Raw genomic sequence first — 21,755 nt, 5'->3', positions numbered from 1 at the left:
AATTGAACCGGGGCAAGAACTGCCCGGCGTTGCGGCAGAATTGACCCGGTCGCAGGGTCCAAACTGCCGCCCGGTTTCAGGCCCGCAGGCCGCGGATCAGGTCGTCGGGCGCTGCGCCATGGGCGAAGAAGGCGTCCAAGTTGTCCAGGCAGCGCATGCCCATCGCCACCCGCGTCTCCCACGTCGCACTGCCCATGTGGGGCAGCAGGAAGGCGCGTTGCAGGCGGCGATAGGCCGGATGGATTCGGGGCTCGCCGGCATAGACGTCCAGGCCGATCGCGCCGACCTGGCCGCTGTCGACGGCAGCGACAAGGTCGTCGTCGCGCACCAGGTCGCCGCGGGCGGAATTGACGACGATGGCGCCGCGGGGCAGGCGGGCCAGGGCCCCGGCGTTGAGCATCCCGCGCGTCTCGGCCGTCGAGGCGCACGTCAAAGCCAGCACGTCGGACACCGCCAGCAGGTCCTCAAGCGTGGCATGGTGGATGGCGCCTTCCTCCAGCGCAGGGGGCAGGCGGCTGCGGTTCCAGTAGTGGATGGCGAGGCCAAAGGCCCGGGCGCGGGCGGCCACGGCGCGGCCGATCCGCCCCATGCCGGCGATGCCCAGCCGGCGGCCCCGCAGGTCGACGCCCAGGACCGGGCCCGTGGTCGACCAGGGCCCCCAGCGATCCTCGCGGATCATCGCCTGGCCCTCCGCCGCGCGGCGCGCCGCGCCGAGGATCAGCAGCAGCGTGAGGTCGGCCGTGGCGTCGGTCAGGACATCGGGCGTGTTGGTCACGACCAAGCCGCGCCCGGCGGCGGCGTTCAGGTCGATATGCTCGAAGCCGACCGAATAGGTGGCGATCACGCGGACGCTGTCGGGCAACCGGGCGATCAGCGCCGCGTCGATGCGGTCGGTCAGCGCCACGATCAGGCCTTCGGCGCCGGCGGCGTGTTCGACCAGCGCCTCGGGATCCAGAAGCCCGTCGGTTGCGTTGAGTCGGGCGTTGTAGTCGCGGACAAGCCGGTCCGTGACCGGTTGCGGCAGGGCACGGGTGGCCAGGATGCCGGGCCTTGACCGGGAGAGCGCGCCTGATGCGTCGGACCTCTGTGGCGTCATGCCACCTCCATCTGTGTCATTGCGGTATCAAGTGGGGGAAAAGCCTTTGGTCGCTGGGTGCCACGCCCATTCGCCGGCCCCGCGGGACGGGGGTGGTGTCTAGAATGGCAGGACAGGGTCCGGGGGCGGACTCTCCGGGACGAACCAGAATGCAACGCGTATTGTTTGGGTACTGGGTGCGTAGTGTAGCGTGCGTCGCGCTGATGTGTCTGGGGGGCCACGTTGCCCTGGTCCAGGACGCCGCGGCCCAGGCCGTTGGTGGCCGTGCCGCCACCGCGCAGGGGGCGCAGCCTCCTGCCGGATCCGATCCGGTGCGGCTGTCGGCGTCGATCCTTGTCCCGCACCGGGCGGTCTATGACCTGAAGCTGGGCGATGCCAAGATGTCGTCCGGCGTCGAGGCGCTGGACGGCCGCATGGTGATGGAATGGGCCGATGCGTGCGACGGCTATACGCTGACGCAGCGGATCCAGACCCGCATCTACAGCAGCGACGGGGATCCGACCGTCACGGATTTTCGCATCACCACCTGGGAGTCGAAGGACGGCAAGTCCTTCCGCTTTGCCGCGCGGCAGACGACCAACGACCAGGTGACCGAGGACTACAAGGGCTCCGCCGTGCTGAAGGACGACGGCTCCGGCCTGGTCAGCTACACGCAGCCCAGCAACGGTCAGCTTGAACTGGGCAAGGGCACGCTGTTCCCGACCCAGCACACGCTCGCCCTGATCGAGGCGGCGCAGGCGGGCAAGCACCTGCTGTCCAAGCGGGTCTTCGACGGCTCCGGCCCCGACGTCTCGTACGAGGCGGTGGCGGCTTTGGGCAAGCCGATCGCGGCCGATGTGACCCTGCCCCAGGGCAAGGGAGTAGAGATGCTGAAGGGCCAGCCGTCCTGGCCGATGCAGCTGGCCTATTTCCCGCTGGTGACGACCGATGGCGTGCCGGAATACGAGATCGGCTTCCGCATGTTCCAGAACGGCATCTCGACCAACCTGGTGCTGAACTATGGCGACTTCAGCGTGAACGGCGTCCTGAACGAACTGCAGACCCTGCCGGAACCGGGCTGCTAGCCCGCCCAGGGGCCCTGGGCGCCTCCGGCTCCGGTCCCTCGACGTCGGCTTCGTCGGGGATCTCGGGCGGCATCGCGGCTTGAGGCTGGCCATCCAGGCGCAAGCCCCGGCCCAGGCCGACGGCGCCGCTTCCGAACTTGGCGCGCAGCCGGTCGATGGCGCGCTCCGCCGCCGCATGGGCGCCGGGTCGCGCCTCCGTCAGGTCGGCGGGGTCGATGCCGGGCCCCGCCTCCAGGCCCGACAAGCCGACCCCGATCAGGCGGAAAGCGGATCCGGGGCGCAGCTCCTGGACCTGGCGCCGCAGCAGCGGGCGCACCGCCTGGAACAGGACATGCGCCAGCTGCGTCGGCGCTGACAGCCGCACCTGCCGCGTCAGGATGCGGAAGTCACGCGTCTTCAGCTTCAGCGTCACCGTGCGCCCGGTCGTGTCCTCGCGCTTGGCGCGGGCCGAGACCTTCTCGCACAGCGGCCACAGGATGTGCTCCAGCGCATCGCGATCGGCCAAATCCACTTCGAACGTGGTTTCGGCCGAGATCGACTTGGCACTTTCGTCCGCCTCGACCCGGCGCGGATCCTCGCCGCGCGACAGCCGGGCCAGGCGCTGGCCCATCGCGCCATAGCGCGCCGTCAGGTCCGATTCGCCCAGCGCCTGAAGCTGCCCGATCGTGGTGATGCCGTCGGCTTCAAGCCTCGCCCCCAGTACGCGGCCCACGCCGAAGATCGCCCCGACCGGCTGCCGCGCCAGGAAGTCGCGCGTCTCCGCCCTGCCGATCACGGCAAAGCCGCGCGGCTTGTCCTGCTCGCTGGCGATCTTGGCCAGGAACTTGGCGTGGCTCAGCCCGACCGAGACGGTGATCCCCACCTCGCGCTCCACGGCACGCGCCAGCCTGGCCAGCATCACTGCGGGCGGCGCGCCGTGCAGGCGCTCGGTGCCGGACAGGTCCAGGAACGCCTCGTCCAGCGACAGCGGCTGCACCTGGGGGGTCAGGTCGCGCATCAGGGCCTGGATGCGCCGGCTTTCGCGCACGTACTTGGCCATGTCGGGGCGAAGGACGGTCGCCTCAGGACACAGTTTCAGGGCCTTGAACATCGGCATGGCGGAGCGCACGCCGGACAGGCGGGCGATGTAGCACGCGGTCGAGACGACGCCCCTCCGCCCACCGCCGATGATCAGGGGACGGTCGCGGAGCGCCGGATCGTCGCGCTTCTCAACGGCGGCATAGAAGGCGTCGCAGTCGACATGGGCGATCGCCAGGGCGTCCAGTTCGTCGTGGGTGAGGGTCCGTGGCGAGCCGCAGGCCGCGCACCGGCGATCGGGCCTCAAGGCCCGTCCCAGGCAGTCACGGCAAAGGCTGGCGGCCATGCGCCCAGTCTAGCGCAACCGGGCTGTCCGCGCCGCCGGCGTCGAGTCGCTCAGTCGGGCAGGGCCGTGCCCTCGCCCTCTGGCCAGAGCCACGCGGCGCCGCGCACGCCGCTCGAATCGCCATGCATCGCCTTGACCAGGCGGGTCGCGACATGGTCGGAGAAGACCCAGTCCCGCCACAGGACGGGCACCCGCGCATAGATCGATTCGATGTTCGAGACACCGCCGCCGACCACGATCACGCGTGGATCCAGGATATTGATGACGGTGGCGATCGCGCGGGCGAAGCGGCTGGCGTGCCGCTCCAGCGCGGCCTGGGCCGCGGCTTCACCGGCCAGGGCACGCTCGGCGATGTCGGGCGTCGCCACATCCTCGCCCGTCCACAGCAGGTAGTCGTCGTGCAGGCCGGTGCCCGAAATGAAGGACTCGATCGTGCCGTTGCGGCCGTCGAACGAGGGGGGACCCGGGTATTCGGGATGCGGCCCGCCGAGGTCGGGCCAGGGCAGGGGATTGTGGCCCCACTCGCCGCAGATGGCATTGGGACCGCTGAGCAGGCGGTTGTCGATCACGATGCCGCCACCGCAGCCGGTGCCCAGGATCACGCCGAACACGGTGCCGCCGCCCGTGGCCGCGCCGTCGATCGCCTCCGACAGGGTGAAACAGTCGGCGTCGTTGGCGACCCGCACCGGCCGTCCCAGCGCCGTCGAGAGATCCTCCTGCAAGGGATTGCCGTTGAGCGCGGTCGTGTTGGCGTTCTTGATCAGACCACTGAAGGGCGAGATGGCGCCGGGCGTCGCGACGCCCACGCTGGCGCAAACGCGCAGCTCCGCCTCCGCGCCGGCCACCAGCTCCGCGATGGCGCGGATGATCGCCGGATAGTCCCAGGCGGGCGTGGCCACGCGGCGGCGCAGGGCTTCCGTACCCTGTGGCGTCAGGGCCAGCAGCTCGATCTTGGTCCCCCCCAGGTCGATCCCGAAACGCATGATGCCTCCCTGTCTGTGTGCAGGGTGCTCAATAACCAAGGGCGGTCAGGCGTTCCTCGATATAGGCGCGCGCGGCGGGCCAGTCGTCGGTGCGCACATGCGCATCCTCCGACGGCGTGATCATCCGCGCCAGACGCGGGTCGGCCACGAAATGCATGCGGATCGATTCCTCGGCCAGCAGCTTGACCGAGTGGTGGTTGCTGGGAATGTCGTCCAGGAAGAAGACCGGCGCCTGCACGCGGTCGGCCATGTGCCGGACCGCCGGCCCCTTGGTCCCCACATTCGCGATGACGGGATAGGGCATGCCGTGCCGCTCCAGCGCGGCGATGCGGTCGTCGCGGCTGCCCAGGGGGCAGTTCGACAGGACCACGACCTGGGCCCGGGCGGACAGGCCCGACAGCGCGTCGGCTGCGCCATCGACCGGATCGAGGTGGGCCGTGCGCTCGCGGAAGAAGGCATCCAGCAGGCGCTTGGTGCCTTCGCCCTGAATGATCTGGTTGGTGTTCAGGTCGCGGATGTTGCCGGCCAGGCGCGGGGTCGAGAAATCGATCTCGTAGTCGTTGGCGGCCAGGAACTGCTCGAACCCTTCGGCGAAGCGGAACAGCACTTCGTCCGCGTCGCTGATGATCAACGGCCTGCCGGTGGTCAGGGCCAGCGTCTCGAGCTGGGGCAGGACGTCGGGATGGATCGGATTCATGCGCTGCCTCGGTCCCAGTCATGGCCGGGCATGACGGCACGCGCCTGGCCCGGAAGGTCGAACGATATCTGAATGGCCGTGCAAAGGCGGATCAGCAGGGCCTCGTCGGACAGGACGTGGTCCAGCAGGCCGGCCAGGAATGTGGCATCGCCGGCACGTTCCCGCAATTCCGCAGGGCCTATTCCCGCCAGCGACAGGAACGCACCCAGGTCCTCGGGATTGTCCGCCATGGCGCCCAGCAGGCGCAGGGCCACTTCCTCGGCCCGCTCTCTCGACATTCTCCGCATGCCGTTCCCTTAAGCCATTCCGTGCTTTGCCGGGTCTGGTTAACACAATGGCAACCCACTGGCGGAGATGTTAGATAACAACTCGGGGTTTGGCGCCGATCATTGAGGACGCCTGAGGGGCAAATGGCGAAGACCGTTCTGATCGTGGAAGACAACCCTCTCAACATGAAGCTCTTTCATGATCTGCTGGAAGCGCACGGCTATGCGACCCTGCAGACCAAGGATGGGATGGAGGCGTTGGAGCTGGCGCGCGAGCACCGGCCGGACCTGATCCTGATGGACATCCAGCTGCCTGAGGTGTCGGGCCTGGAGGTCACCAAGTGGATCAAGGAGGATGACGACCTGCGCTCGATCCCCGTCCTGGCGATCACCGCCTTTGCCATGAAGGGGGACGAGGAGCGCATCCGCGACGGCGGGTGCGAGGCTTATATCGCCAAGCCCATCTCGGTGGCGTCCTTCATCGCGACCGTCAAACGCTTCCTCGACTGACCCGGCTCGATGTCGGCTCGTGTCCTGGTCGTCGATGACGTCCTGCCCAATGTGAAGCTGCTCGAGGCCAAGCTCTCGAGCGAGTATTTCGACGTCGTCACCGCCTCCAACGGGCCGGACGCCCTGGTCCGCATCCGCGAAACCCAGCCCGACATCGTCCTGCTCGACGTCATGATGCCCGGCATGGACGGGTTCGAGGTCTGCCGCCGCATGAAGGCGGATCCGGACAGCGCGCACATCCCCGTCGTCATGGTGACCGCGCTCGACCAGGCCAGCGACCGCGTCAACGGGCTGGAGGCCGGCGCCGACGACTTCCTGACCAAGCCGGTCAACGACGTCGCCCTGTTCGCGCGCGTGCGCTCCCTGGTCCGGCTGAAGATGATGACGGACGAGCTGCGCATGCGCGAGGCGACGTCCAACTCGCTCGGCGTGATCGGCGGCGGCACCCCGATCAAGGACACCGACACCGAGGGCGCGCGGATCCTGATCGTCGAGGACCGGCAGCTGGCCGGTACGCGCATGGCCGATACGCTGGCCAAGGGCCACGACGTCCAGATCGAGGGCAGCGGCGAGGAGGCGGCCGTCCTGGTGCGCGGCGGCGACTACGACTTGGTGGTCGTCAGCCTGTCGCTGAAGGAGCATGACGGCCTGCGCCTGTGTTCGCAGATGCGCTCGTCCGACGCCACGCGGAACACACCGATCCTGGTCCTGGTCGAGGATGGCGACAGCAAGCGGCTGGTGCGCGCGCTGGACCTGGGCGTCAACGACTACCTGATCCGGCCGATCGACCGCAACGAGTTGATGGCGCGGGCCAAGACGCAGATCAAGCGCAAGCGCTACGCCGACCGCCTGCGGCAGAACTACCACCTGTCCATGGCGATGGCGGTCACAGATTCGCTGACCGGTCTCTACAATCGCCGCTACACGTTCTCCCACCTGGACACGCTCCTGGACCGCACCCAGTCGGGCGGCAAGCCGGTGGCCTTGCTGGTGCTGGACATCGATTTCTTCAAGCTCGTCAATGACAGCTATGGCCATCCCGTGGGCGACCGCGTGCTGGTCGAGTTTGCCGGGCGGATCAATCGCAATGTGCGCGGAGTCGACTTGGCCTCGCGCTATGGCGGCGAGGAATTCGTGGTCGTGATGCCGGACACCGACCTGCCGGCGGCACGGCAGATCGCCGAGCGCCTGCGCCAGGCGATCGCGGAGGCCCCGTTCGAGGCGGGCGTCGACCGTCCGCTGAACATCACCGTCAGCATCGGTGTCGCCTCCTCGAACCCCGCGGGCGATACGGCGGATTCGATGTTCAAGCGGGCCGACGACGCGCTCTATGCCGCGAAGCGCGGCGGTCGCAACCGGGTGGAGCCGGCGGGCGACTGAGCCGCGCCGGGTCCCGGGTTGGGGGCCTCGCCCTCCGCCGGGGCCAGCGGCACGGTCAAGGTGGCGACCAGGCCGCCGCCGGGCCGGTTGGCCAGGACCACGTCGCCGCCGACATTGCGGGCGATGGAACGGGCGACGGTCAGGCCCAGGCCGGTGCCGCCGGTTTCGCGATTGCGCGAGGATTCCTGCCGGTGGAAGGGGGTGAAGACCGCCTCCAGCGCATCCTCGGGCAGGCCGGGTCCCCGGTCGGCCACGTCCACGCAGCCCATGGCCGGCCCGGCATAGAGGATGATCTCGGCCCCGCCACCATAGCGGTGGGCGTTCTGCACCAGGTTGACCAGCGCGCGCTTCAGGCCGGGACGACGGGCACGGACCCAGACTTCCGGCAGGATGGTGCCGGCCGGTGGCGCGCTTACCGCCCAGTTCTGCTCCAGCGCATCCTCCACCACCTCGGTCACCAGGTCGTGCAGGGCGACGTCGGTCACCGGGTCGACCTGCGATTCCGAGCGGGCATAGGACAGGCTGGCCGAGATCATCTGGTCCATCTCGTCCAGGTCGCGCAGCATGCGGGCGCGCATCTCGTCATCCTCCACGAACTCGGCGCGCAGCCGCATCCGCGTCAGCGGTGTGCGCAGGTCGTGGGAAATCGCCGCCAGCATCAGGGTGCGATCCTGCATCATGCGGCGCAGGCGGCCCTGCATGCGGTTGAACGCGGCCGCCGCCTTGGCGACCTCGCGCGGGCCGTCCTCGGGGACGGAGGCACCATCCAGGTCGGCTGAAAAGCGTTCGGCCGCCGTCTCCAGCAGCTTCAGGGGCGAGGTCAGGCGCCGGTTGACCCACAGCGCAAGCGCGATCAGCAGCAGGGCCGAGCAGCCCATCGCGATGAGAAAGCGGGAGGCATTGAAGCCGAGGCTGGGCACCGGTTCGGCCCGGATGCGGAGATAGGCGGGCGGTCCGCCCGGCATGGGCGGCATCAGTCGCGAACGGTCGAGCAGGCCGCCCGAGCGCAGCAGGGGCAGGTTCACCTGCAACTGCGTGCCGTCGTCCGCCGTCACGATCATCGGCGGCTGTGGCTGGGGCGGCGGCCCCAGCCGGTCCAGCAGGGCGAAGGCCGGCGGTGGCGGCGGTGGCGGACCCAGGCCCAGGCCGCCGGGCCCCCCGGCCCCGTCCCGTGGCCCGAATCCCGGCATGGGCGGCGGGCCGAGCAGCCCCGGCTCCGCCAGCAGCGGGATCAGGTAGTCGCGCTCGTCCTCGGGCAGGGCGCGCAGCACCCGGTCCAGCAGCAGGACCCGGTCGGCCATGCGCTCGCCATGGGTGAGTTCAAGCAGGGCGGTCCGATCAAAGGCATAGATGGCCAGGCTGATCGCCTGGCTGCTGAGAAGGCCCAGGACCAGCACCACCGCCGTCCACCCCGCCAGGCTGCGTGGCCGGGGCAGGCGGATCATGTCACCGCTTCTGCGAACAGGTAGCCGCCGCCGCGGACCGTCTTGATCAGGATGGGATTGTTGGGGTCGCTTTCGATCTTGCGCCGCAGGCGGCTGACCTGGGCGTCGATCGAGCGGTCAAAGGGCTGGGCGCCGCGCCCCTTGGCCAGGTCCAGCAGCTGCTCGCGCGAGAGAACGCGGTGCGGCCGCTGTGCCAGGGCCAGCAGGAGGTCGAACTCGCCCCCCGTCAGGTGCACCACCTCCCCGCCCGCCTTGGTCAGGGTGCGGCGGCCCAGGTCCAGCGCGCAGCCGGCGAAATGCAGGATGGTGCCGTCCGCCTGCACCGGCTCCGGCGTCGACCAGGCACCGCGTCGCAGGACCGCGCGGATCCGGGCCAGCAGCTCGCGCGGGTTGAACGGCTTGGCGATGTAGTCGTCGGCGCCGACTTCCAGGCCCACGATGCGGTCGGTCTCGTCGCCCATGGCACTGAGCATGATGACCGGCACCTTGGACCGGCCACGGATCGCGCGGCACAGGCTGAGCCCATCCTCGCCCGGCAGCATGATGTCGAGCACGACCAGGTCGAAGTTCCAGCAGGCGATCGCTTCGGCCATCGCCGTGCCATCGCGCACGGCCATGACGCGGTAGCCATTGCGCTTCAGGAAGCGGGACAGCAGGTCGCGGATTTCGGCGTCGTCGTCGACGACAAGGACATGGGGTTCGTCGTTCACCCGGATTGCCTAGCACGCGCATCCGGCGCCCGATACGGCGCCTTGTGACGAAGTGTGACAGCCGGCGCCTGCTGCACACTTTGTTTCCGTCCGGCATGCGCGGGGCATCTCCCCGTCGCCGACGCCTGCTTGCCTGAAGCCATCCTAGCGAAGGAACAGGTCAATGCCAGAGACTACACGCACCATCCCCTGGGCTCGCCGCGCGCTGCTGGCGGCAGCCTTGGCCCTGGGCGGCGCCAGCGTCGCCATCGCGGCGGGGCAGGAGGTCGCCTTCGGCCCAGGGGCGCCGGCGGAGCTGCCGGGCCCGGTCGTCCCCCTGCTGGCGGCGGGCGACGGGCCACCACCCCCGCCGGACGTGCTCCGCCCCGCGGGGCCGCCGCCCGTGGCGCTGGCCGGTCCCCCAGGCGCATTGCCCCCACCGCCGTTCATGGCCGCGCCGCCACCGCCCGGGCCCGGCCTGGATGCCTTGCTTCTGGCGCCCCGCTCGGGCGCGCAGGTCCTGGACGCGGCCGAGGCGCGGCGCCGTCTGGAGCACGCCCTGGCCGGCGGCAATCCCGGCCTGAAAGTGGGCAGCATCGCCGAGAAGAACGAGGACACTCTGGTTGCCGATATCGTCACGGCCGAGGGCAGCGGCCTGGTCCGGCGCCTGGCCATTGACCGGCACACCTGGCTGATGCGGGCGGCCGACTAGCCGGGCCCGTCGGGGGGGCGGGCGACGGTGAATGCACCCTGGCGCACGACCTCGTCGCTGGCCTGCGCGGCCAGGCGATCGGCCTCCGCCGGTGGCAGGCCGAAGCCGCGCAGGACCAGGCCGCACATCTGCTGCGCCAGGGCGACGGTGCCACGCGGGTTGGGATCGTCCAGCACGTGCAGCAGCGCGATCTGGGTGACGCCCAGGACATAGAGGACGCCTGCCTCCGACGTGGCGACGGCGAAGCGGCCGCTGGCCAGGCCCTGGGCGATGTCGTCGACCAGGCCGCGATTGAGCGGCGCCTGGAGCGAGGTGTGGCCGCCGTGCATGCGGGCCAGGACGGCCGCCCGCTCCGGCTCGTCCAGGGCATAGCGCAGGTAGGTGCACATCGCCCGCACTACGCGGGCGGCGGGGTCGGCCACGGCGGCATTGGCCTGGCCGACCGCCTGTTCGACCGCACCGCGGATCTCGGCCGTGATGGCGCGCAGCAGGCCGTCGCGATCGGCGAAGTGGTTGTAGAAGCTGCCCTTGCCAACGCCGGCCGCCTGCACGATCTCGTCGACCGTTACGGCGTCGGCCGCGCGCGCACCGAACAGGCGCCGGCCGGCGGCGATCAGGGCGGCGCGCGTGCGCTCCGCCCGTGGATTGGCCCGCGCCGTCTCGCTCATGTCCGCGGCTCCCGGTTCATGCGGTGATTGTCGCATGCCGAGGGGACCTTGGTCAGGCCGCCCTGGGCAGGGGATGCAGGGCGGCATGCCAGGCGGCAAGCAGGGTGGTGGGCTGGCCGCTGCCGAAGACGTATCGGTCCGGCCGGACCAGCACCGCCGCGGCGTTGCGTGCGTCCAGCCATGCGCCAAGGCTCGCACGGAATGGGGCCACAAGGTCGGAGCCAAGATCCACCACGGTGGCGTCACCTGCGCCAAGGGCACAGGGCTCGCGGCAGATCAGCCAGGTGCCGTCGCCCAGCGCATCGTCCAGGCGCAAGGGATGGCGCCCCCGCCCGGCGACCGGCTGGGGCAGCAGCTCGCCCGCCCCGGCACTGTCGGCCAGGATTGCGGTGCTGGCCAGCGGCCGCGGCTGCACCGGCGGCAGGGCAGGCTCCCCCGCGGCCAGGCGCGCCAGCATGGCGGCATCGCGCTGGGCCGCGGCCTGGGCGTCGCGGGTGCAGACGACGCGGCCCATGCCGATCGCCAGTTCGATCATGGCGCGGACGTGCGGCTCGCGCTCGACCTGATAGGTGTCCAGCAGGGCGTCCGTGGCCTGGCCCGACAGCACCGCGCCCAGCTTCCAGGCCAGATTCACGGCATCGCGCAGGCCGGCGCACAGGCCCTGTCCGGCAAAGGGCGGCGTCTGGTGCGCGGCGTCGCCCGCGATCAGAACGCGGCCATCCCGCCAGCGGCTGGCGACCAGGCCATGGAAGCGGTAGACGGCATGGCGCTCCAGCACGACGGGCCCGCAGTTCCAGGGGGCGATGAGCGCGCGGATCATCTCCTCCCGCGCCATCGCCTCCGGCTCTTCCCCCGGCAGCAGCATGAACTCCCAGCGGTGACGCCCGGGGCCGCTGAGCACGCAGGTCGTGGGTCTGGCCGGATCGCAGACCTGGAGGTTGACCTGGGGCATCGGGCACCCGGGCGGCACGGTCACGTCGACCACCAGCCAGGGCTCGTCGAAGGCGTAGTCGAACATCGCCCCGCCGATCGCCTCGCGCACCGCGCTGCGGGCGCCGTCGCAGCCGACGACGTGGCGCGCACGCACGGTCTTGCGGCCATCGGCGGTCGCGACATGGACGGTCACGCCGTCCGCATCCTGCGCCAGGCTCTCCAGCTGCCAGCCCAGGCGCGTTGTCGCCGCGGGCAGGCTCGCCAGCAGGTCCCGCAGCGCCGCCTCCAGGCTGGGCTGATGGAACATGTAGCCGGAGCCCCAGCCCGACGGCGTTCGCGCGGCCGGTTCCAGCCGCATCAGCAGCGTGCCGTCGGCGGACCTGAACTCATAGGGCGGCAGGTCGCGGGCATGGCGGCGCACCTGCTCCGCGATCCCCAGCTGCTGGAACAGGCGCATGATCTCGTGGTCGAAATGCACGGCCCGGGGCAGGGGGTGGATCGCCGTCTCGCGCTCGATCGCGATCGTCGCGATGCCCTGCTGTGCCAGCAGCGCGGCCAGTGCCGCACCCACCGGGCCAAGGCCGACCACCAGCACGTCGCAGTCGAAGGCGGGCGCCGTCATCTCACGCCTCGTTGGCGCAAGGGTTGTCGAGGGCGCCCAGGCCGTCGATCTCGACCCGCACCCGGTCGCCGTGCTTGAGGAAGCGCATGGGCTTCATCGCGGCGCCGATGCCGCCCGGCGTGCCGGTGAAGATCAGGTCGCCCGGCTCCAGCGTCATTGCCTGGCTCAGGTGGGCAACCTGGTCCCAGATGTCGAAGACCAGATGGCGGGTGTTCGAGTCCTGCCGCACCTCGCCATTGACCAGGCAGCGGATGGACAGGCGGTGCGGGTCGGGCACCTCGTCCGCCGTAGTGATCCAGGGGCCGAAGGGGGCATGGCTGTCGAACGACTTTCCCAGCACCCATTGCGGCGTACGATGCTGCCAGGCGCGCTCGGTCGCATCGTTGCCGCAGGCATAGCCGAACAGCGCCGCCGCCGCGTCCCCGCGCCCGATATGGCGGCCGCCCGCGCCGACGATCGCCACCAGTTCCGCCTCGTAGTCCAGCGCCTGTGACACCCTGGGCACCTGGATCGGGTCGTGTGGTCCGTTGGTGCTGGTCGGGGCCTTGGAGAACCAGACCTGATGCTCCGGCGTGCCCAGGCCGCTTTCGGCGATATGGTCGGCATAGTTGAGGCCGATCGCCATGATCTTGCCGGGCCTGCGGATCGGTGCCAGCAGGTGCACCTGGTCCAGCGGCAGGGCACCCGCCCCGGCCTGGACGATCCTGCGCACCTCCCCCTCGACCTGGGGCCAGGCGGCGATCAGGGCCTTCATCTCCGTCGGCAGGCCGGGCGCGGTGCTGTTCAGGGGCACGACGCGGTCGGCGACGACGGCGCCAATCTGCGGGGTGGTTCCCGCCTCGAACGTGACGAGCTTCATGACAGGTTTCTTGATCAGGCCATGGTCGGCGGTGCGGCGGGGCCCCACTGGACGCCCAGCAGGTCCTGAAGCGTGGCGACGCCCGGCGGGTCGCCAGCGGTGAACAGGTCGCCGTCGGTCCAGTGCTCCAGCGTGTGGCCGAAGGGGTCGCGCCAATAGTCGAAGACCTGGCTGCCCAGGATGTGGCGGCCGACGCCCCACTCGGCGTGCGCGCCGATATCCTTCAGGCGCTGGTGGCCACGCATCAGGTCGTCCAGGTCGGCGACCTCGAACGCGGCATGGTTGAAGCCGGGTCCCTTGGGGCTCTGCGCCAGGAACAGGCTGTGATGGTCGGTCGGCGCGTCGCCCCGGTCGCAGCGCAGGAAGGCGCCCAGGCTGAAGGCAGGTGTCACCTGCACTTCGTCAGAGGTGATGAAGCCGAAGCGGGTCTTGTACCAGTGCTCCGACTCACGAAAGTCGGACACGTTCAGCACGACATGGCCCAGGCGCAGGACGGTGGCGGGGCCCGGCGCGACGCGCTTGACCGCCCGCAGGCGTCCGCGCGCGCTGCCCTGGTTCCACGCCTGGGGTGGTGCGACGGGCAGGGCGGGCGCCTCTGCCTGGCCGGCGACGACCTCCACCGCGTGGCCGTCCGGGTCGGCGAGCATGACGCGGGCGCCACCGCCGGGAAGGTCCAGGGCCTCGACCGCCGCACCGTCGTGCGCGGCAAGCCGCTCCAGGTCGGCCAGGCTGCCGGCCCGCAAGGCGACGCCGGCAAAACCCGCGGCACCCAGCTCGGTCACATGGGCAACGGGGACGGGCCCGCGGCCGCGCATCACCAGCCGGCGCTCGCTCGCCTCGGCCAGGATCAGGCCGAATTCCTCAAGGAACGTGCGCATGGCGCCCAGGTCGGGCGCCCGAAAACGGACAAAGGCGACGTCCTCGACCCGGATGAGGCTCATGGCGGATCCATTAGTTGACGATTTCGTCAAATATGGATCAGGCCATCAGCGCCTGCAAGCATAAAGGTGAACACTGATCAGAAGGCATGCGCTGTCGCCATCTGACCACAGGGTCAGATGCTGGGAGAGTGCGGACAGGGGCGGGGACAGGGGCGGGGACAGGGGCGCGCGGACGCGCAGAAACGCCAGGGGCCGCGCGTGGCGGCCCCTGGTTCACTCAGGAAACAGACGTGGGTGGCCTGGCCGGGGCATGCCCGGCCGGCATCACTTGATCTTGGCTTCCTTGAACTCGACGTGCTTGCGCAGCACGGGATCGTACTTCTTGAAGCTCAGCTTCTCGGTCTTGGTACGGGGGTTCTTCTTGGTCACGTAGAACGTGCCCGTGCCCTCGCTCGAGAGCAGCTTGATCTTCAGCGTGGTCGGCTTGGCCATGACGGACTCCAGGCAATCGCGGCAGGGCGACCCGTGCCGAGAGAAGCCGCGTACCTAAAGGCTGGGCGCGCCATAGTCAAGGTGCGCGGCGAATGTCGGCCCGTCCCTTGCGGTAGGACAGGCGGGGAAAGGTGCTGGACCCGCTGTTCAGGTAGCTGCGCAGCTCCGCCAGCATGAATTCGGTCACGTCCCAGACCGGCAGGCGCAGCGATTCGTCGATCGTGCGGAAGCCAAGGTCGAGCAGTTCGTGCGAGTCGCCGAGCGAGCCCTGGACATTGGCGGAGTCCGCCACGAGGAAGCGGGCGTGGAAGCGCATGGGCGAGTCGGTCGGCGTGATCGCCCGCGCCAGGATGTCGATCCCGTCCAGCGCCGGGGCCAAGCCGGACGCCGTGAACGCCGCCCAGCTGGGCGACGGCACGGGATGCGCGGGGGCGGCCACGCCGATCAGCAGGCCCGTTTCCTCGAAGGTCTCGCGCACCGCGGCCAGCGCCAGCGCCGTCCCCATGGGACCCAGGCGCTGCGCCACGTCGGGGCGCAGCGGCGTGCCAGGCGTCATGGCGCGGTCGGCCGGGTCCAGCTTGCCGCCGGGAAAGACGAAGATGTCGGGCGCGAACTTGTTGCGCGGGGCGCGCCGGCCCATCAGGACCTTGGGCTCCGGCCCCGACCGATCGACAAGGAGCAGGCTGGCGGCATGGCGTGGCCGCACCGGCTTGGTCCCGGCGGCGACGGTGGGCGCGCGGCGCCCCTCGGTCAGCGTGTCGGCCATCAGTCGAACACCAGGACGGGCTTGCCATGGCGGAAGATGTGGACCGGCACCGGGCGCTCCGCCCCGCGCTTTTCCACCAGGTCCTCCAGGTCGTCCAGGATCACGGCGGTGATGCGCGGCACGTCCAGGCCCTTGGCCTCCTGCAGCGGCACCCAGTAGAGGCCTTCGAGTTCGCCGGAGCCCTGCAGGGTGCCGCGCGCATGCTCGGCATCGGCCATGAAGAAGCGAGCATGGAAGCGCATCGGCCGGACGGGCGGGGTGATCGCCCGCGCGACATAGTCCAGCACGTCGGGTGCCGGGGCGACCCCCGTCTCGTAGAAGGCGGACCAGGCCGGGTCCTTGGGCCGCTTCAGCGCGCCCTCGAACGGGCGGCCCACGGCCAGGCCGGTTTCCTCGAACGTCTCGCGGATGGCGGCCAGGGCCAGGGCGTTGGCGCGGTAGATGCTACACGCCTTGGCCAGGCGCTCCAGCACCTCTGGCCGCAAGGGGGTCGGCGGCCGCACGAGGCCGTCGGAGCGGTCGACGCGACCACCCGGAAAGACCCACTGGTTTGGCATGAAGCGATGGTTGGGATGGCGGCGGCCCATCAGGACCTCCGTCTCCTTGGCCGATCCCGTGGCGCTGTTGCGCACCAGGATCAGGGTGGCCGCATCGCGGGGACGGACGGCGCGGCGGCGTGCTTCTGCCTGTTTGGCCGTCTCTTGTGTGTCTGGCGCCTGCGGACCAGGCGCGCGTGTCTCGGTCGTCATTGGGGCGGGAGGTTGCTACCCCCAGGCCCCGCTGTCCAGCTTTCGCTTCCGGTGTTCAGCCGCGCAGGCCTGCCACCGGCGCGGCACTACATGCGGTGTTCGCTGTCGGGCAGGCCGCTGAAGCCGTGCATCCGGCGCGACCATTGGAGTCCCACCAGGGCGCCCTTGATCACCGGCAGCGTCACCAGGCACGAAGCGATGATGGCCACCACCCAGAATGACCAGAACCACAGGGGCGGCGCCGCAATCGTGGTGGACGACCACCAGATGAGGGGCAGCAGGATGTGGCCGATGATCGTGATCGTGAAATAGGGCGGCGCGTCATCGGCACGGTGGTGATGCAACTCCTCGCCACAGGCCGTGCATTCATCCGCCACCTTCAGGTAGGCGCGGAACATCCGGCCATAGCCGCAGGCGGGGCAACGCAGGGCAGCGCCCCGCATCATCGACTGCCAGACCGGCCGATCGGGTTCGGCGGCGGTGGGCAGGGGCCGCGGCGCGGCAATGGTCTCGATTGGCATGGAACCTACCTACGCCGGGAACGTCCCCCGCGCGAGGGGGCGCGACGCGGCGCCACGCCCTTTTTCCTGGTGTCCCTCATCTTTTGCGACGTTTGGTCATAGGCGCCACCCTCGAAGAGGGAGAAGCGCAGCCCCCCGGTCAGCGGTGTCGCCTCCTCCAGGCGGACGCGGACCGCGTCGCCCAGGCGATAGGTTGTGCCCGTCCGCTCGCCTACCAGCGCGTGGGCGTGCTCCACATGGGTGAAGTACTCGTCCCCCAGGTGCGAGATGGGGATCAGGCCGTCCGCCCCGCTTTCGTCCAGCGCCACGAACAGCCCGAAGCGGGCAACGCCGGTGATGCGGCCGCTGAAGATGGCGCCCAGGCGGTCGGCCATGAAGGCCGCCAAGTAACGGTCGGTCGATTCCCGCTCCGCCGCCATCGCCCGCCGTTCCGTGTTCGAGATGTGCTGCGCCGTCTCGGCGAAGCCTTCGTCCTCGTGCGGGCTGAGGCCGCCTTCGCCCAACTTCAGGCCGCGGATCAGGGCCCGATGCACCAGAAGGTCGGCATAGCGACGGATGGGCGAGGTGAAGTGGGCGTAGCGCGCCAGGTTCAGACCGAAATGGCCGATGTTCTCTGGCGAATAGGCGGCCTGGGCCTGGGCCCGCAGGATCACCTCGTGCACCACGCGGGCATGGGGCGTGCCCGCTGCCCGCTCCAGGATGCGGTTGAACTGCGCCGGCTGAAGGCGGCTGCCGCGCGCCAGCTTCAGGTCCAGCGTCGCCAGGAACTCCCGCACCGATTCCACACGCTCCCGCGAGGGGGTGTCGTGCACGCGGTACATGCAGGGCTGGTGCGTCGCCTCCAGCGATTCCGCGGCCGCGACATTGGCCGCGATCATCATCTCCTCGACGATGCGATGGGTGTCCAGGCGCGCGCGGGGGCGGACGTCGACCACGGTCCCGTCCTCGCCCAGCACGATCACCTTCTCTGGCGCGTCGATGTCGAGCGGGCTGCGTTCCGCCCGCGCCCGCATGAGGGCCGACCACGCGCCGTGCAGCGGCTTCAGCACCGGCTCCAGCAGGGCCGCCGCCTCCTCGTCCGGGTTGCCGTCCAGGGCCGACTGCGCGCGCTCATAGGACAGGTTCGCGGCGGACCGCATCAGGGCGCGCTCGAAGCGGTGGCGCAGCTTGGTACCGTGTGCATCCAGCCAGAGGTGCAGTGCCAGGCAGGCGCGATCCTCCCCCGGCAGCAGCGAGCACAGCGTGGACGACAGTTCGTGCGGCAGCATCGGCACGACGCGATCGGGGAAGTAGGCCGAATTGCCCCGGTCGCGCGCCGCCTGGTCCAGGGCGCTGCCGGGCCGCACATAGTGCGCGACGTCGGCGATCGCCACGATGACATGCCAGCCCTCGCCGTCGGCCTCGGCAAAGACGGCGTCGTCATGATCGCGCGCGTCCGACGGATCGATCGTGATGAGGGGTATGGCGCGCAGGTCGACGCGGTCGCCCAGGAGCACGGGCTGGGCGGCGGCTGCCTCCTCCAGGGCGGCGGTGGGGAAGGCCGTGGGGATGCCATGGCCGTGGATCGCGATCAGGCTGATCGCCCGCGCGCTGTCGACGCGACCCAGCCGCTCGCGCACACGGGCGCGCTTCGGCCCGAAGGCCCGCGACTTCAGCACTTCCGCCAGGACCAGTTCGCCAGGCTGGGCGCCGCCCAGGTCCTCGCTGGCCAGGACATAGTCGTATTTGGCGCGCTTGTCGGTCGGCTTCAGGCGGGCCTCGCTGCCGTCCAGCTCGATCACGCCCAGGACGCGATCGAGGTCGGTCGACAGGGTGCGGATGACGCGCGCGACATAGCTGGCCGGCGCATCCTCCGCCTCCGGCTCGACACGCTCAAGGCGGCACAGGATGCGGTCGGTGGGGCCCGGCGCCGGGCCGGCATGGCGGCCGGGCGCCACCACGATGCGCGGCACCGGGCGATCGGGGTCCCACATCGCGGGGCGCGCCGTCAGTTCGCCGTCGACATCGACGTCGACGACTTCCAGCACTGCGACGGCCGGCAACTGGCCCGCGGCCTGAACCGAGCGCCGGCGGTCGCCGCCGATCAGCCCTTCCTCTGCCATCTCGGCCAGCAGGCGCTTCAGCTCGATGCGCTGGTCGCCGGTGATATGGAAGGCGCGCGCGATCTCCCGCTTGCCGACCTTGGCAGCACTCAGTTCCACGAACTTCAGGATCTCGCCCTTGCTGGGAAGGGGGACGACGCGCTTCGCCATGCCGGTCAGCGCCGCCTCATCCGGCGGCGCTGCGCCTTTGCGGCTTGGCCGCGGGCTTGGCCGCCGCCTTCTTGGCCGGGGCCTTCTTGGGCGCAGGTGCCTTGCCGTCCGCCTTGGCCGCGGCCGCCTTCTTGGGCGCGGTCTTGGCCGGCTTGGCGTCGTCGGCAGCGGCTTGCGCGGGCTTGCGCGCCTTGGCCCGGGCCGGTGCCTTGGCCGGAGCCTTCGCTGCCTTGGCCTGCAGCAGGGCCAGGGCCTGGTCCAGCGTCAGGCTGGCGGGATCGGTGCCGCGGGCGATCGTGGCATTGATGCCCCCATGGGCGACATAGGGACCGAAGCGCCCTTCCAGCACCTGGACCATGGCCCCGTCGGCCGGGTGGGCGCCGACTTCGTGAAGGACCTTGGGCTGGCCGCGACCGCGACCCTTGGGCTTTTCCGCAATGACGGTCACGGCCCGGTTCAGGCCGATCGTCAAGGCGTCTTCCGTGGTCTGCAGGCTGGCATAGGTGCCGTCGTGCAGGACATACGGGCCAAAGCGCCCCAGGCCGGCGACGATCGGCTTCTGCGATTCGGGATGGATGCCCACCGTGCGGGGCAGGGACAGAAGTTCCAGCGCACGCTCAAGCGTCAGGGTCGCCGCGTCGACGTCCTTGGGAATGGACGAGCGCTTGGGCTTTTCCTTGGAGCCTTCGACCGGCTCGCCCAGCTGGATGTACTGGCCGAAGCGGCCGGCCTTCAGCGTGACCGCCTGGCCGGTGGCCGGATCGGTGCCCAGGACCCGGTCGCCGCCCGCCTCGTCGCCCTGGGCCTCGGCATTGCCGCCGAACTGCCGCGTGAAGCGGCATTCGGGATAGTTCGAGCAGCCGATGAAGGCGCCGAAGCGGCTGAGCTTCAGGCCCAGGCGACCATCGGCGCAGGACGGGCAGCGCCGCGCGTCGGTGCCGTCGGCGCGCGCCGGGAACAGGTGGGGGCTCAGGGCCTCGTCCAGCGCCTCGATCACCTGGCCGATGCGCAGGTCCTTGGTGTCGCCCACCGCGGCCGAGAAGTCCTGCCAGAAGTCGCGGAGGACCGCCTTCCAGTCGATCTTGCCGGCCGAGATCTCGTCCAGCTTTTCCTCAAGCCCGGCCGTGAAGTCGTACTGGACGTAGCGGGAGAAGAAGTTTTCCAGGAACGCCGTCACCAGGCGGCCCTTGTCGCTGGGGATGAAGCGGTTGCGCTCCATCTCGACATAGGCGCGCTCGCGCAAGGTAGACAGAATCGAGGCATAGGTGGAGGGGCGGCCGATGCCCAGCTCCTCCAGCTTCTTGACCAGGCTGGCCTCGGAATAGCGGGGCGGGGGCTCCGTGAAGTGCTGGTCGGCCGTCACCTTGCGCCGCTCGACGGGCTCGTCCGCCTTGAGCGCCGGCAGGCGCGCGCCATCCTCGTCCGTCTCGTCGTCGCGGCCTTCCTGGTAGAGCGCCAGGAAGCCGTCGAAGGTGACGACCGTCCCCGTCGCCCGCAGGCCCAGGCTGCGGGCGGGATCGCCCAGGTCGACGGTCGTCCGTTCGACGTCGGCGGGCGGCATCTGGCTGGCCATGGCCCGCTTCCAGATCAGGTCGTAGAGCCGGCGCTGGTCGCCGTCGAGATAGCGCGCCATCTGCTCGGGCGTGCGGAAGAAGTCGGTTGGGCGCACCGCCTCGTGCGCTTCCTGCGCGTTCTTCGCCTTGGCCTTGTAGGCGCGGGGCACGTCGGGGACGTATTTCGCGCCGAACTGCGCCTCGATCGCGCGCCGGCAGCCGGCGATCGCCTCGCCCGCCATCTGCACGCCGTCGGTCCGCATGTAGGTGATCAGGCCGACCGTCTCGCCGCCCAGGTCGATGCCCTCGTACAGGCGCTGGGCCAGTTGCATCGTCCGCTTGGCGTCGAAGCCCAGCTTGCGCGCGGCTTCCTGCTGCAGGGTCGAGGTGGTGAACGGCGGTGCCGGATGGCGCTTGCCGGGCCGGGTCTCGACGCGGGTCACGCTGAAGCTTGTCGCCTCGATCCGCGCCTTGGCGTCGTGGGCCTGCTCGGCATTGGCCAGGTCGAAGCGGTCCAGCTTGCGGCCGTCGCGCTCGACCAGGCGGGCGGTGAAGCTCTGCCCCCCTTGCGCCGCGACCAGTGCGTCGACCGTCCAGTACTCGCGGGCGCGGAACGCCTCGATCTCGATCTCGCGCTCGCAGATCAGGCGCAGCGCCACCGACTGCACGCGGCCCGCCGAACGCGCGCCCGGCAGCTTGCGCCACAGCACGGGCGACAGGGTGAAACCGACCAGGTAGTCGAGCGCACGGCGCGCCAGATAGGCCTGGACCAGTTCCTGGTCCAGCTGGCGGGGATTGCGCATGGCCGTGGTCACGGCGTTGCGCGTGATCTCGTTGAAGACCACACGGCTGACCGGGATCTTCTTCAGCGCACCCTTGGCCTGCAGGATCTCAAGGACGTGCCAGGAAATCGCCTCGCCCTCGCGATCGGGGTCGGTCGCCAGATAAAGGTGACCCGCCCCCTTCAGCGCGCGGGCAATGTCGTTCATGCGCTTGGCGCTGTCGCTTTCGACCTGCCACAGCATGGCGAAGTCGTCGTCGGGCAGCACGGAGCCATCCTTGGCCGGCAGATCCCGGACATGGCCATAGCTGGCGAGAACGACATAGTCCTGACCAAGGTACTTGTTGATCGTCTTGGCCTTGGCGGGCGACTCGACGACGACGACGTCCATGCGTTCGGTTGCGCCTCTAGAAACTCGGACTGCCGCCGGAACGGGCGGCCAGGGCCGGAAATGTCACGACATCAAGGGGTTG

At 70.2% G+C, this 21,755-nt stretch carries 21 protein-coding genes; 4 read left to right on the top strand and 17 right to left on the bottom strand.

The genetic code is table 11. The features are described 5' to 3' along the window. Positions 1–76: 76 nt before the first annotated feature. Positions 77–1,096, bottom strand: a complete 1,020-nt coding sequence (locus ACI6GS_RS17575; RefSeq protein ID WP_439814758.1) for a 2-hydroxyacid dehydrogenase — start codon at positions 1,094–1,096, stop codon at positions 77–79. A 311-nt stretch (positions 1,097–1,407) separates the two neighbouring features. On the opposite strand from ACI6GS_RS17575, the gene ACI6GS_RS17570 reads away from it, so the two are divergent. Further along, positions 1,408–2,160, top strand: coding sequence for a cell envelope integrity EipB family protein (locus ACI6GS_RS17570; protein ID WP_439814757.1), 753 nt, complete (start codon positions 1,408–1,410; stop codon positions 2,158–2,160). Here ACI6GS_RS17570 and ACI6GS_RS17565 read toward each other — a convergent pair. Genes ACI6GS_RS17565 through ACI6GS_RS17550 form a run of 4 tightly spaced genes read right to left on the bottom strand, consistent with a single transcriptional unit; the run spans position 2,105 to position 5,481 of the window. After that, on the bottom strand, positions 2,105–3,523 hold the full coding sequence (locus tag ACI6GS_RS17565) for a DNA polymerase IV (RefSeq protein WP_439814756.1): 1,419 nt from the start codon (positions 3,521–3,523) through the stop codon (positions 2,105–2,107). The two genes, ACI6GS_RS17570 and ACI6GS_RS17565, sit on opposite strands and share 56 nt — an antisense overlap. A 50-nt stretch (positions 3,524–3,573) precedes the next feature. Next, positions 3,574–4,506 (bottom strand): ROK family protein, encoded by a 933-nt coding sequence (locus ACI6GS_RS17560; protein WP_439814755.1) that lies wholly within the window; start codon positions 4,504–4,506, stop codon positions 3,574–3,576. Between the two features lie 28 nt (positions 4,507–4,534). Continuing rightward, a complete protein-coding gene (locus ACI6GS_RS17555) occupies positions 4,535–5,203 on the bottom strand; it encodes a hypothetical protein (protein WP_439814754.1) in 669 nt (222 codons plus the stop codon). Then, a complete protein-coding gene (locus ACI6GS_RS17550; RefSeq protein WP_439814753.1) occupies positions 5,200–5,481 on the bottom strand; it encodes a DUF3572 domain-containing protein in 282 nt (93 codons plus the stop codon). Before ACI6GS_RS17550 ends, ACI6GS_RS17555 begins: the two co-directional genes overlap by 4 nt. Before the next feature lie 132 nt (positions 5,482–5,613). Here ACI6GS_RS17550 and ACI6GS_RS17545 point away from each other — a divergent pair, with 132 nt between their 5' ends. Both ACI6GS_RS17545 and ACI6GS_RS17540 read left to right on the top strand, forming a co-directional pair. Next, positions 5,614–5,979 (top strand): response regulator, encoded by a 366-nt coding sequence (locus ACI6GS_RS17545; RefSeq protein ID WP_439814752.1) that lies wholly within the window; start codon positions 5,614–5,616, stop codon positions 5,977–5,979. Between the two features lie 9 nt (positions 5,980–5,988). Further along, positions 5,989–7,359, top strand: a complete 1,371-nt coding sequence (locus tag ACI6GS_RS17540; RefSeq protein ID WP_439814751.1) for a PleD family two-component system response regulator — start codon at positions 5,989–5,991, stop codon at positions 7,357–7,359. Here the strand turns inward: ACI6GS_RS17540 and ACI6GS_RS17535 are convergent. Together ACI6GS_RS17535 and ACI6GS_RS17530 are read right to left on the bottom strand one after the other, a co-directional pair. After that, positions 7,308–8,804, bottom strand: a complete 1,497-nt coding sequence (locus ACI6GS_RS17535) for an ATP-binding protein (RefSeq protein ID WP_439814750.1) — start codon at positions 8,802–8,804, stop codon at positions 7,308–7,310. The genes ACI6GS_RS17540 and ACI6GS_RS17535 overlap by 52 nt on opposite strands. Then, positions 8,801–9,514, bottom strand: coding sequence for a response regulator (locus tag ACI6GS_RS17530; RefSeq protein ID WP_439814749.1), 714 nt, complete (start codon positions 9,512–9,514; stop codon positions 8,801–8,803). The genes ACI6GS_RS17535 and ACI6GS_RS17530 overlap by 4 nt, the downstream gene beginning before the upstream one ends. A 163-nt stretch (positions 9,515–9,677) precedes the next feature. Between ACI6GS_RS17530 and ACI6GS_RS17525 the strand changes: the two genes are divergently transcribed. Continuing rightward, positions 9,678–10,205, top strand: coding sequence for a hypothetical protein (locus tag ACI6GS_RS17525; protein ID WP_439814748.1), 528 nt, complete (start codon positions 9,678–9,680; stop codon positions 10,203–10,205). On the opposite strand, the gene ACI6GS_RS17520 is transcribed toward ACI6GS_RS17525, so the two are convergent. From ACI6GS_RS17520 to topA, 10 genes are all read right to left on the bottom strand, one after another. Continuing rightward, the gene (locus tag ACI6GS_RS17520; RefSeq protein ID WP_439814747.1) at positions 10,202–10,873 is read right to left on the bottom strand and encodes a TetR/AcrR family transcriptional regulator; all 672 of its coding nucleotides are present in this window, start codon (positions 10,871–10,873) and stop codon (positions 10,202–10,204) included. The genes ACI6GS_RS17525 and ACI6GS_RS17520 overlap by 4 nt on opposite strands. Before the next feature lie 52 nt (positions 10,874–10,925). Then, positions 10,926–12,428, bottom strand: coding sequence for a bifunctional 3-(3-hydroxy-phenyl)propionate/3-hydroxycinnamic acid hydroxylase MhpA (mhpA, locus tag ACI6GS_RS17515; protein ID WP_439814746.1), 1,503 nt, complete (start codon positions 12,426–12,428; stop codon positions 10,926–10,928). Between the two features lies 1 nt (position 12,429). Next, positions 12,430–13,287, bottom strand: coding sequence for a fumarylacetoacetate hydrolase family protein (locus ACI6GS_RS17510; RefSeq protein ID WP_439814745.1), 858 nt, complete (start codon positions 13,285–13,287; stop codon positions 12,430–12,432). A 14-nt stretch (positions 13,288–13,301) separates the two neighbouring features. Beyond that, positions 13,302–14,228, bottom strand: coding sequence for a VOC family protein (locus ACI6GS_RS17505; protein WP_439814744.1), 927 nt, complete (start codon positions 14,226–14,228; stop codon positions 13,302–13,304). Between the two features lie 264 nt (positions 14,229–14,492). Further along, positions 14,493–14,660 (bottom strand): 50S ribosomal protein L33, encoded by a 168-nt coding sequence (gene rpmG / locus ACI6GS_RS17500; RefSeq protein ID WP_439814743.1) that lies wholly within the window; start codon positions 14,658–14,660, stop codon positions 14,493–14,495. Positions 14,661–14,736: 76 nt separating this feature from the next. Next, a complete protein-coding gene (locus ACI6GS_RS17495) occupies positions 14,737–15,426 on the bottom strand; it encodes an NUDIX hydrolase (RefSeq protein ID WP_439814742.1) in 690 nt (229 codons plus the stop codon). After that, complete coding sequence (locus ACI6GS_RS17490) at positions 15,426–16,175, bottom strand: NUDIX hydrolase (protein WP_439814741.1); 750 nt, start codon at positions 16,173–16,175, stop codon at positions 15,426–15,428. Before ACI6GS_RS17490 ends, ACI6GS_RS17495 begins: the two co-directional genes overlap by 1 nt. 86 nt (positions 16,176–16,261) lie before the next feature. Further along, positions 16,262–16,696, bottom strand: a complete 435-nt coding sequence (locus ACI6GS_RS17485; RefSeq protein WP_439814740.1) for a DUF983 domain-containing protein — start codon at positions 16,694–16,696, stop codon at positions 16,262–16,264. A 5-nt stretch (positions 16,697–16,701) separates the two neighbouring features. Then, on the bottom strand, positions 16,702–18,948 hold the full coding sequence (gene rnr, locus ACI6GS_RS17480) for a ribonuclease R (protein ID WP_439814739.1): 2,247 nt from the start codon (positions 18,946–18,948) through the stop codon (positions 16,702–16,704). 16 nt (positions 18,949–18,964) lie between these two features. Further along, on the bottom strand, positions 18,965–21,673 hold the full coding sequence (topA, locus tag ACI6GS_RS17475) for a type I DNA topoisomerase (RefSeq protein ID WP_439814738.1): 2,709 nt from the start codon (positions 21,671–21,673) through the stop codon (positions 18,965–18,967). Positions 21,674–21,755 lie beyond the last annotated feature (82 nt).

Origin of the sequence: Zavarzinia sp. CC-PAN008 (genome assembly GCF_051903925.1) — a bacterium.
Taxonomy (GTDB): Bacteria; Pseudomonadota; Alphaproteobacteria; order Zavarziniales; family Zavarziniaceae.
Note: the sequence above shows the minus strand (reverse complement) of the source record. Positions and strands in the feature narration are given on the sequence as shown.

Excerpts from the sequence above, each read along its gene's own strand:
- ACI6GS_RS17575 (WP_439814758.1), bottom strand. The coding sequence starts at position 1,096 with ATGACGCCACAGAGGTCCGACGCATCAGGCGCGCTCTCCCGGTCAAGG.
- ACI6GS_RS17565 (WP_439814756.1), bottom strand. The coding sequence starts at position 3,523 with ATGGCCGCCAGCCTTTGCCGTGACTGCCTGGGACGGGCCTTGAGGCCC.
- ACI6GS_RS17560 (WP_439814755.1), bottom strand. The coding sequence starts at position 4,506 with ATGCGTTTCGGGATCGACCTGGGGGGGACCAAGATCGAGCTGCTGGCC.
- ACI6GS_RS17555 (WP_439814754.1), bottom strand. The coding sequence starts at position 5,203 with ATGAATCCGATCCATCCCGACGTCCTGCCCCAGCTCGAGACGCTGGCC.
- ACI6GS_RS17550 (WP_439814753.1), bottom strand. The coding sequence starts at position 5,481 with ATGTCGAGAGAGCGGGCCGAGGAAGTGGCCCTGCGCCTGCTGGGCGCC.
- ACI6GS_RS17545 (WP_439814752.1), top strand. The coding sequence starts at position 5,614 with ATGGCGAAGACCGTTCTGATCGTGGAAGACAACCCTCTCAACATGAAG.
- ACI6GS_RS17540 (WP_439814751.1), top strand. The coding sequence starts at position 5,989 with ATGTCGGCTCGTGTCCTGGTCGTCGATGACGTCCTGCCCAATGTGAAG.
- ACI6GS_RS17535 (WP_439814750.1), bottom strand. The coding sequence starts at position 8,804 with ATGATCCGCCTGCCCCGGCCACGCAGCCTGGCGGGGTGGACGGCGGTG.
- ACI6GS_RS17525 (WP_439814748.1), top strand. The coding sequence starts at position 9,678 with ATGCCAGAGACTACACGCACCATCCCCTGGGCTCGCCGCGCGCTGCTG.
- ACI6GS_RS17520 (WP_439814747.1), bottom strand. The coding sequence starts at position 10,873 with ATGAGCGAGACGGCGCGGGCCAATCCACGGGCGGAGCGCACGCGCGCC.
- mhpA (WP_439814746.1), bottom strand. The coding sequence starts at position 12,428 with ATGACGGCGCCCGCCTTCGACTGCGACGTGCTGGTGGTCGGCCTTGGC.
- ACI6GS_RS17510 (WP_439814745.1), bottom strand. The coding sequence starts at position 13,287 with ATGAAGCTCGTCACGTTCGAGGCGGGAACCACCCCGCAGATTGGCGCC.
- ACI6GS_RS17505 (WP_439814744.1), bottom strand. The coding sequence starts at position 14,228 with ATGAGCCTCATCCGGGTCGAGGACGTCGCCTTTGTCCGTTTTCGGGCG.
- rpmG (WP_439814743.1), bottom strand. The coding sequence starts at position 14,660 with ATGGCCAAGCCGACCACGCTGAAGATCAAGCTGCTCTCGAGCGAGGGC.
- ACI6GS_RS17495 (WP_439814742.1), bottom strand. The coding sequence starts at position 15,426 with ATGGCCGACACGCTGACCGAGGGGCGCCGCGCGCCCACCGTCGCCGCC.
- ACI6GS_RS17490 (WP_439814741.1), bottom strand. The coding sequence starts at position 16,175 with ATGACGACCGAGACACGCGCGCCTGGTCCGCAGGCGCCAGACACACAA.
- ACI6GS_RS17485 (WP_439814740.1), bottom strand. The coding sequence starts at position 16,696 with ATGCCAATCGAGACCATTGCCGCGCCGCGGCCCCTGCCCACCGCCGCC.
- rnr (WP_439814739.1), bottom strand. The coding sequence starts at position 18,948 with ATGGCGAAGCGCGTCGTCCCCCTTCCCAGCAAGGGCGAGATCCTGAAG.
- topA (WP_439814738.1), bottom strand. The coding sequence starts at position 21,673 with ATGGACGTCGTCGTCGTCGAGTCGCCCGCCAAGGCCAAGACGATCAAC.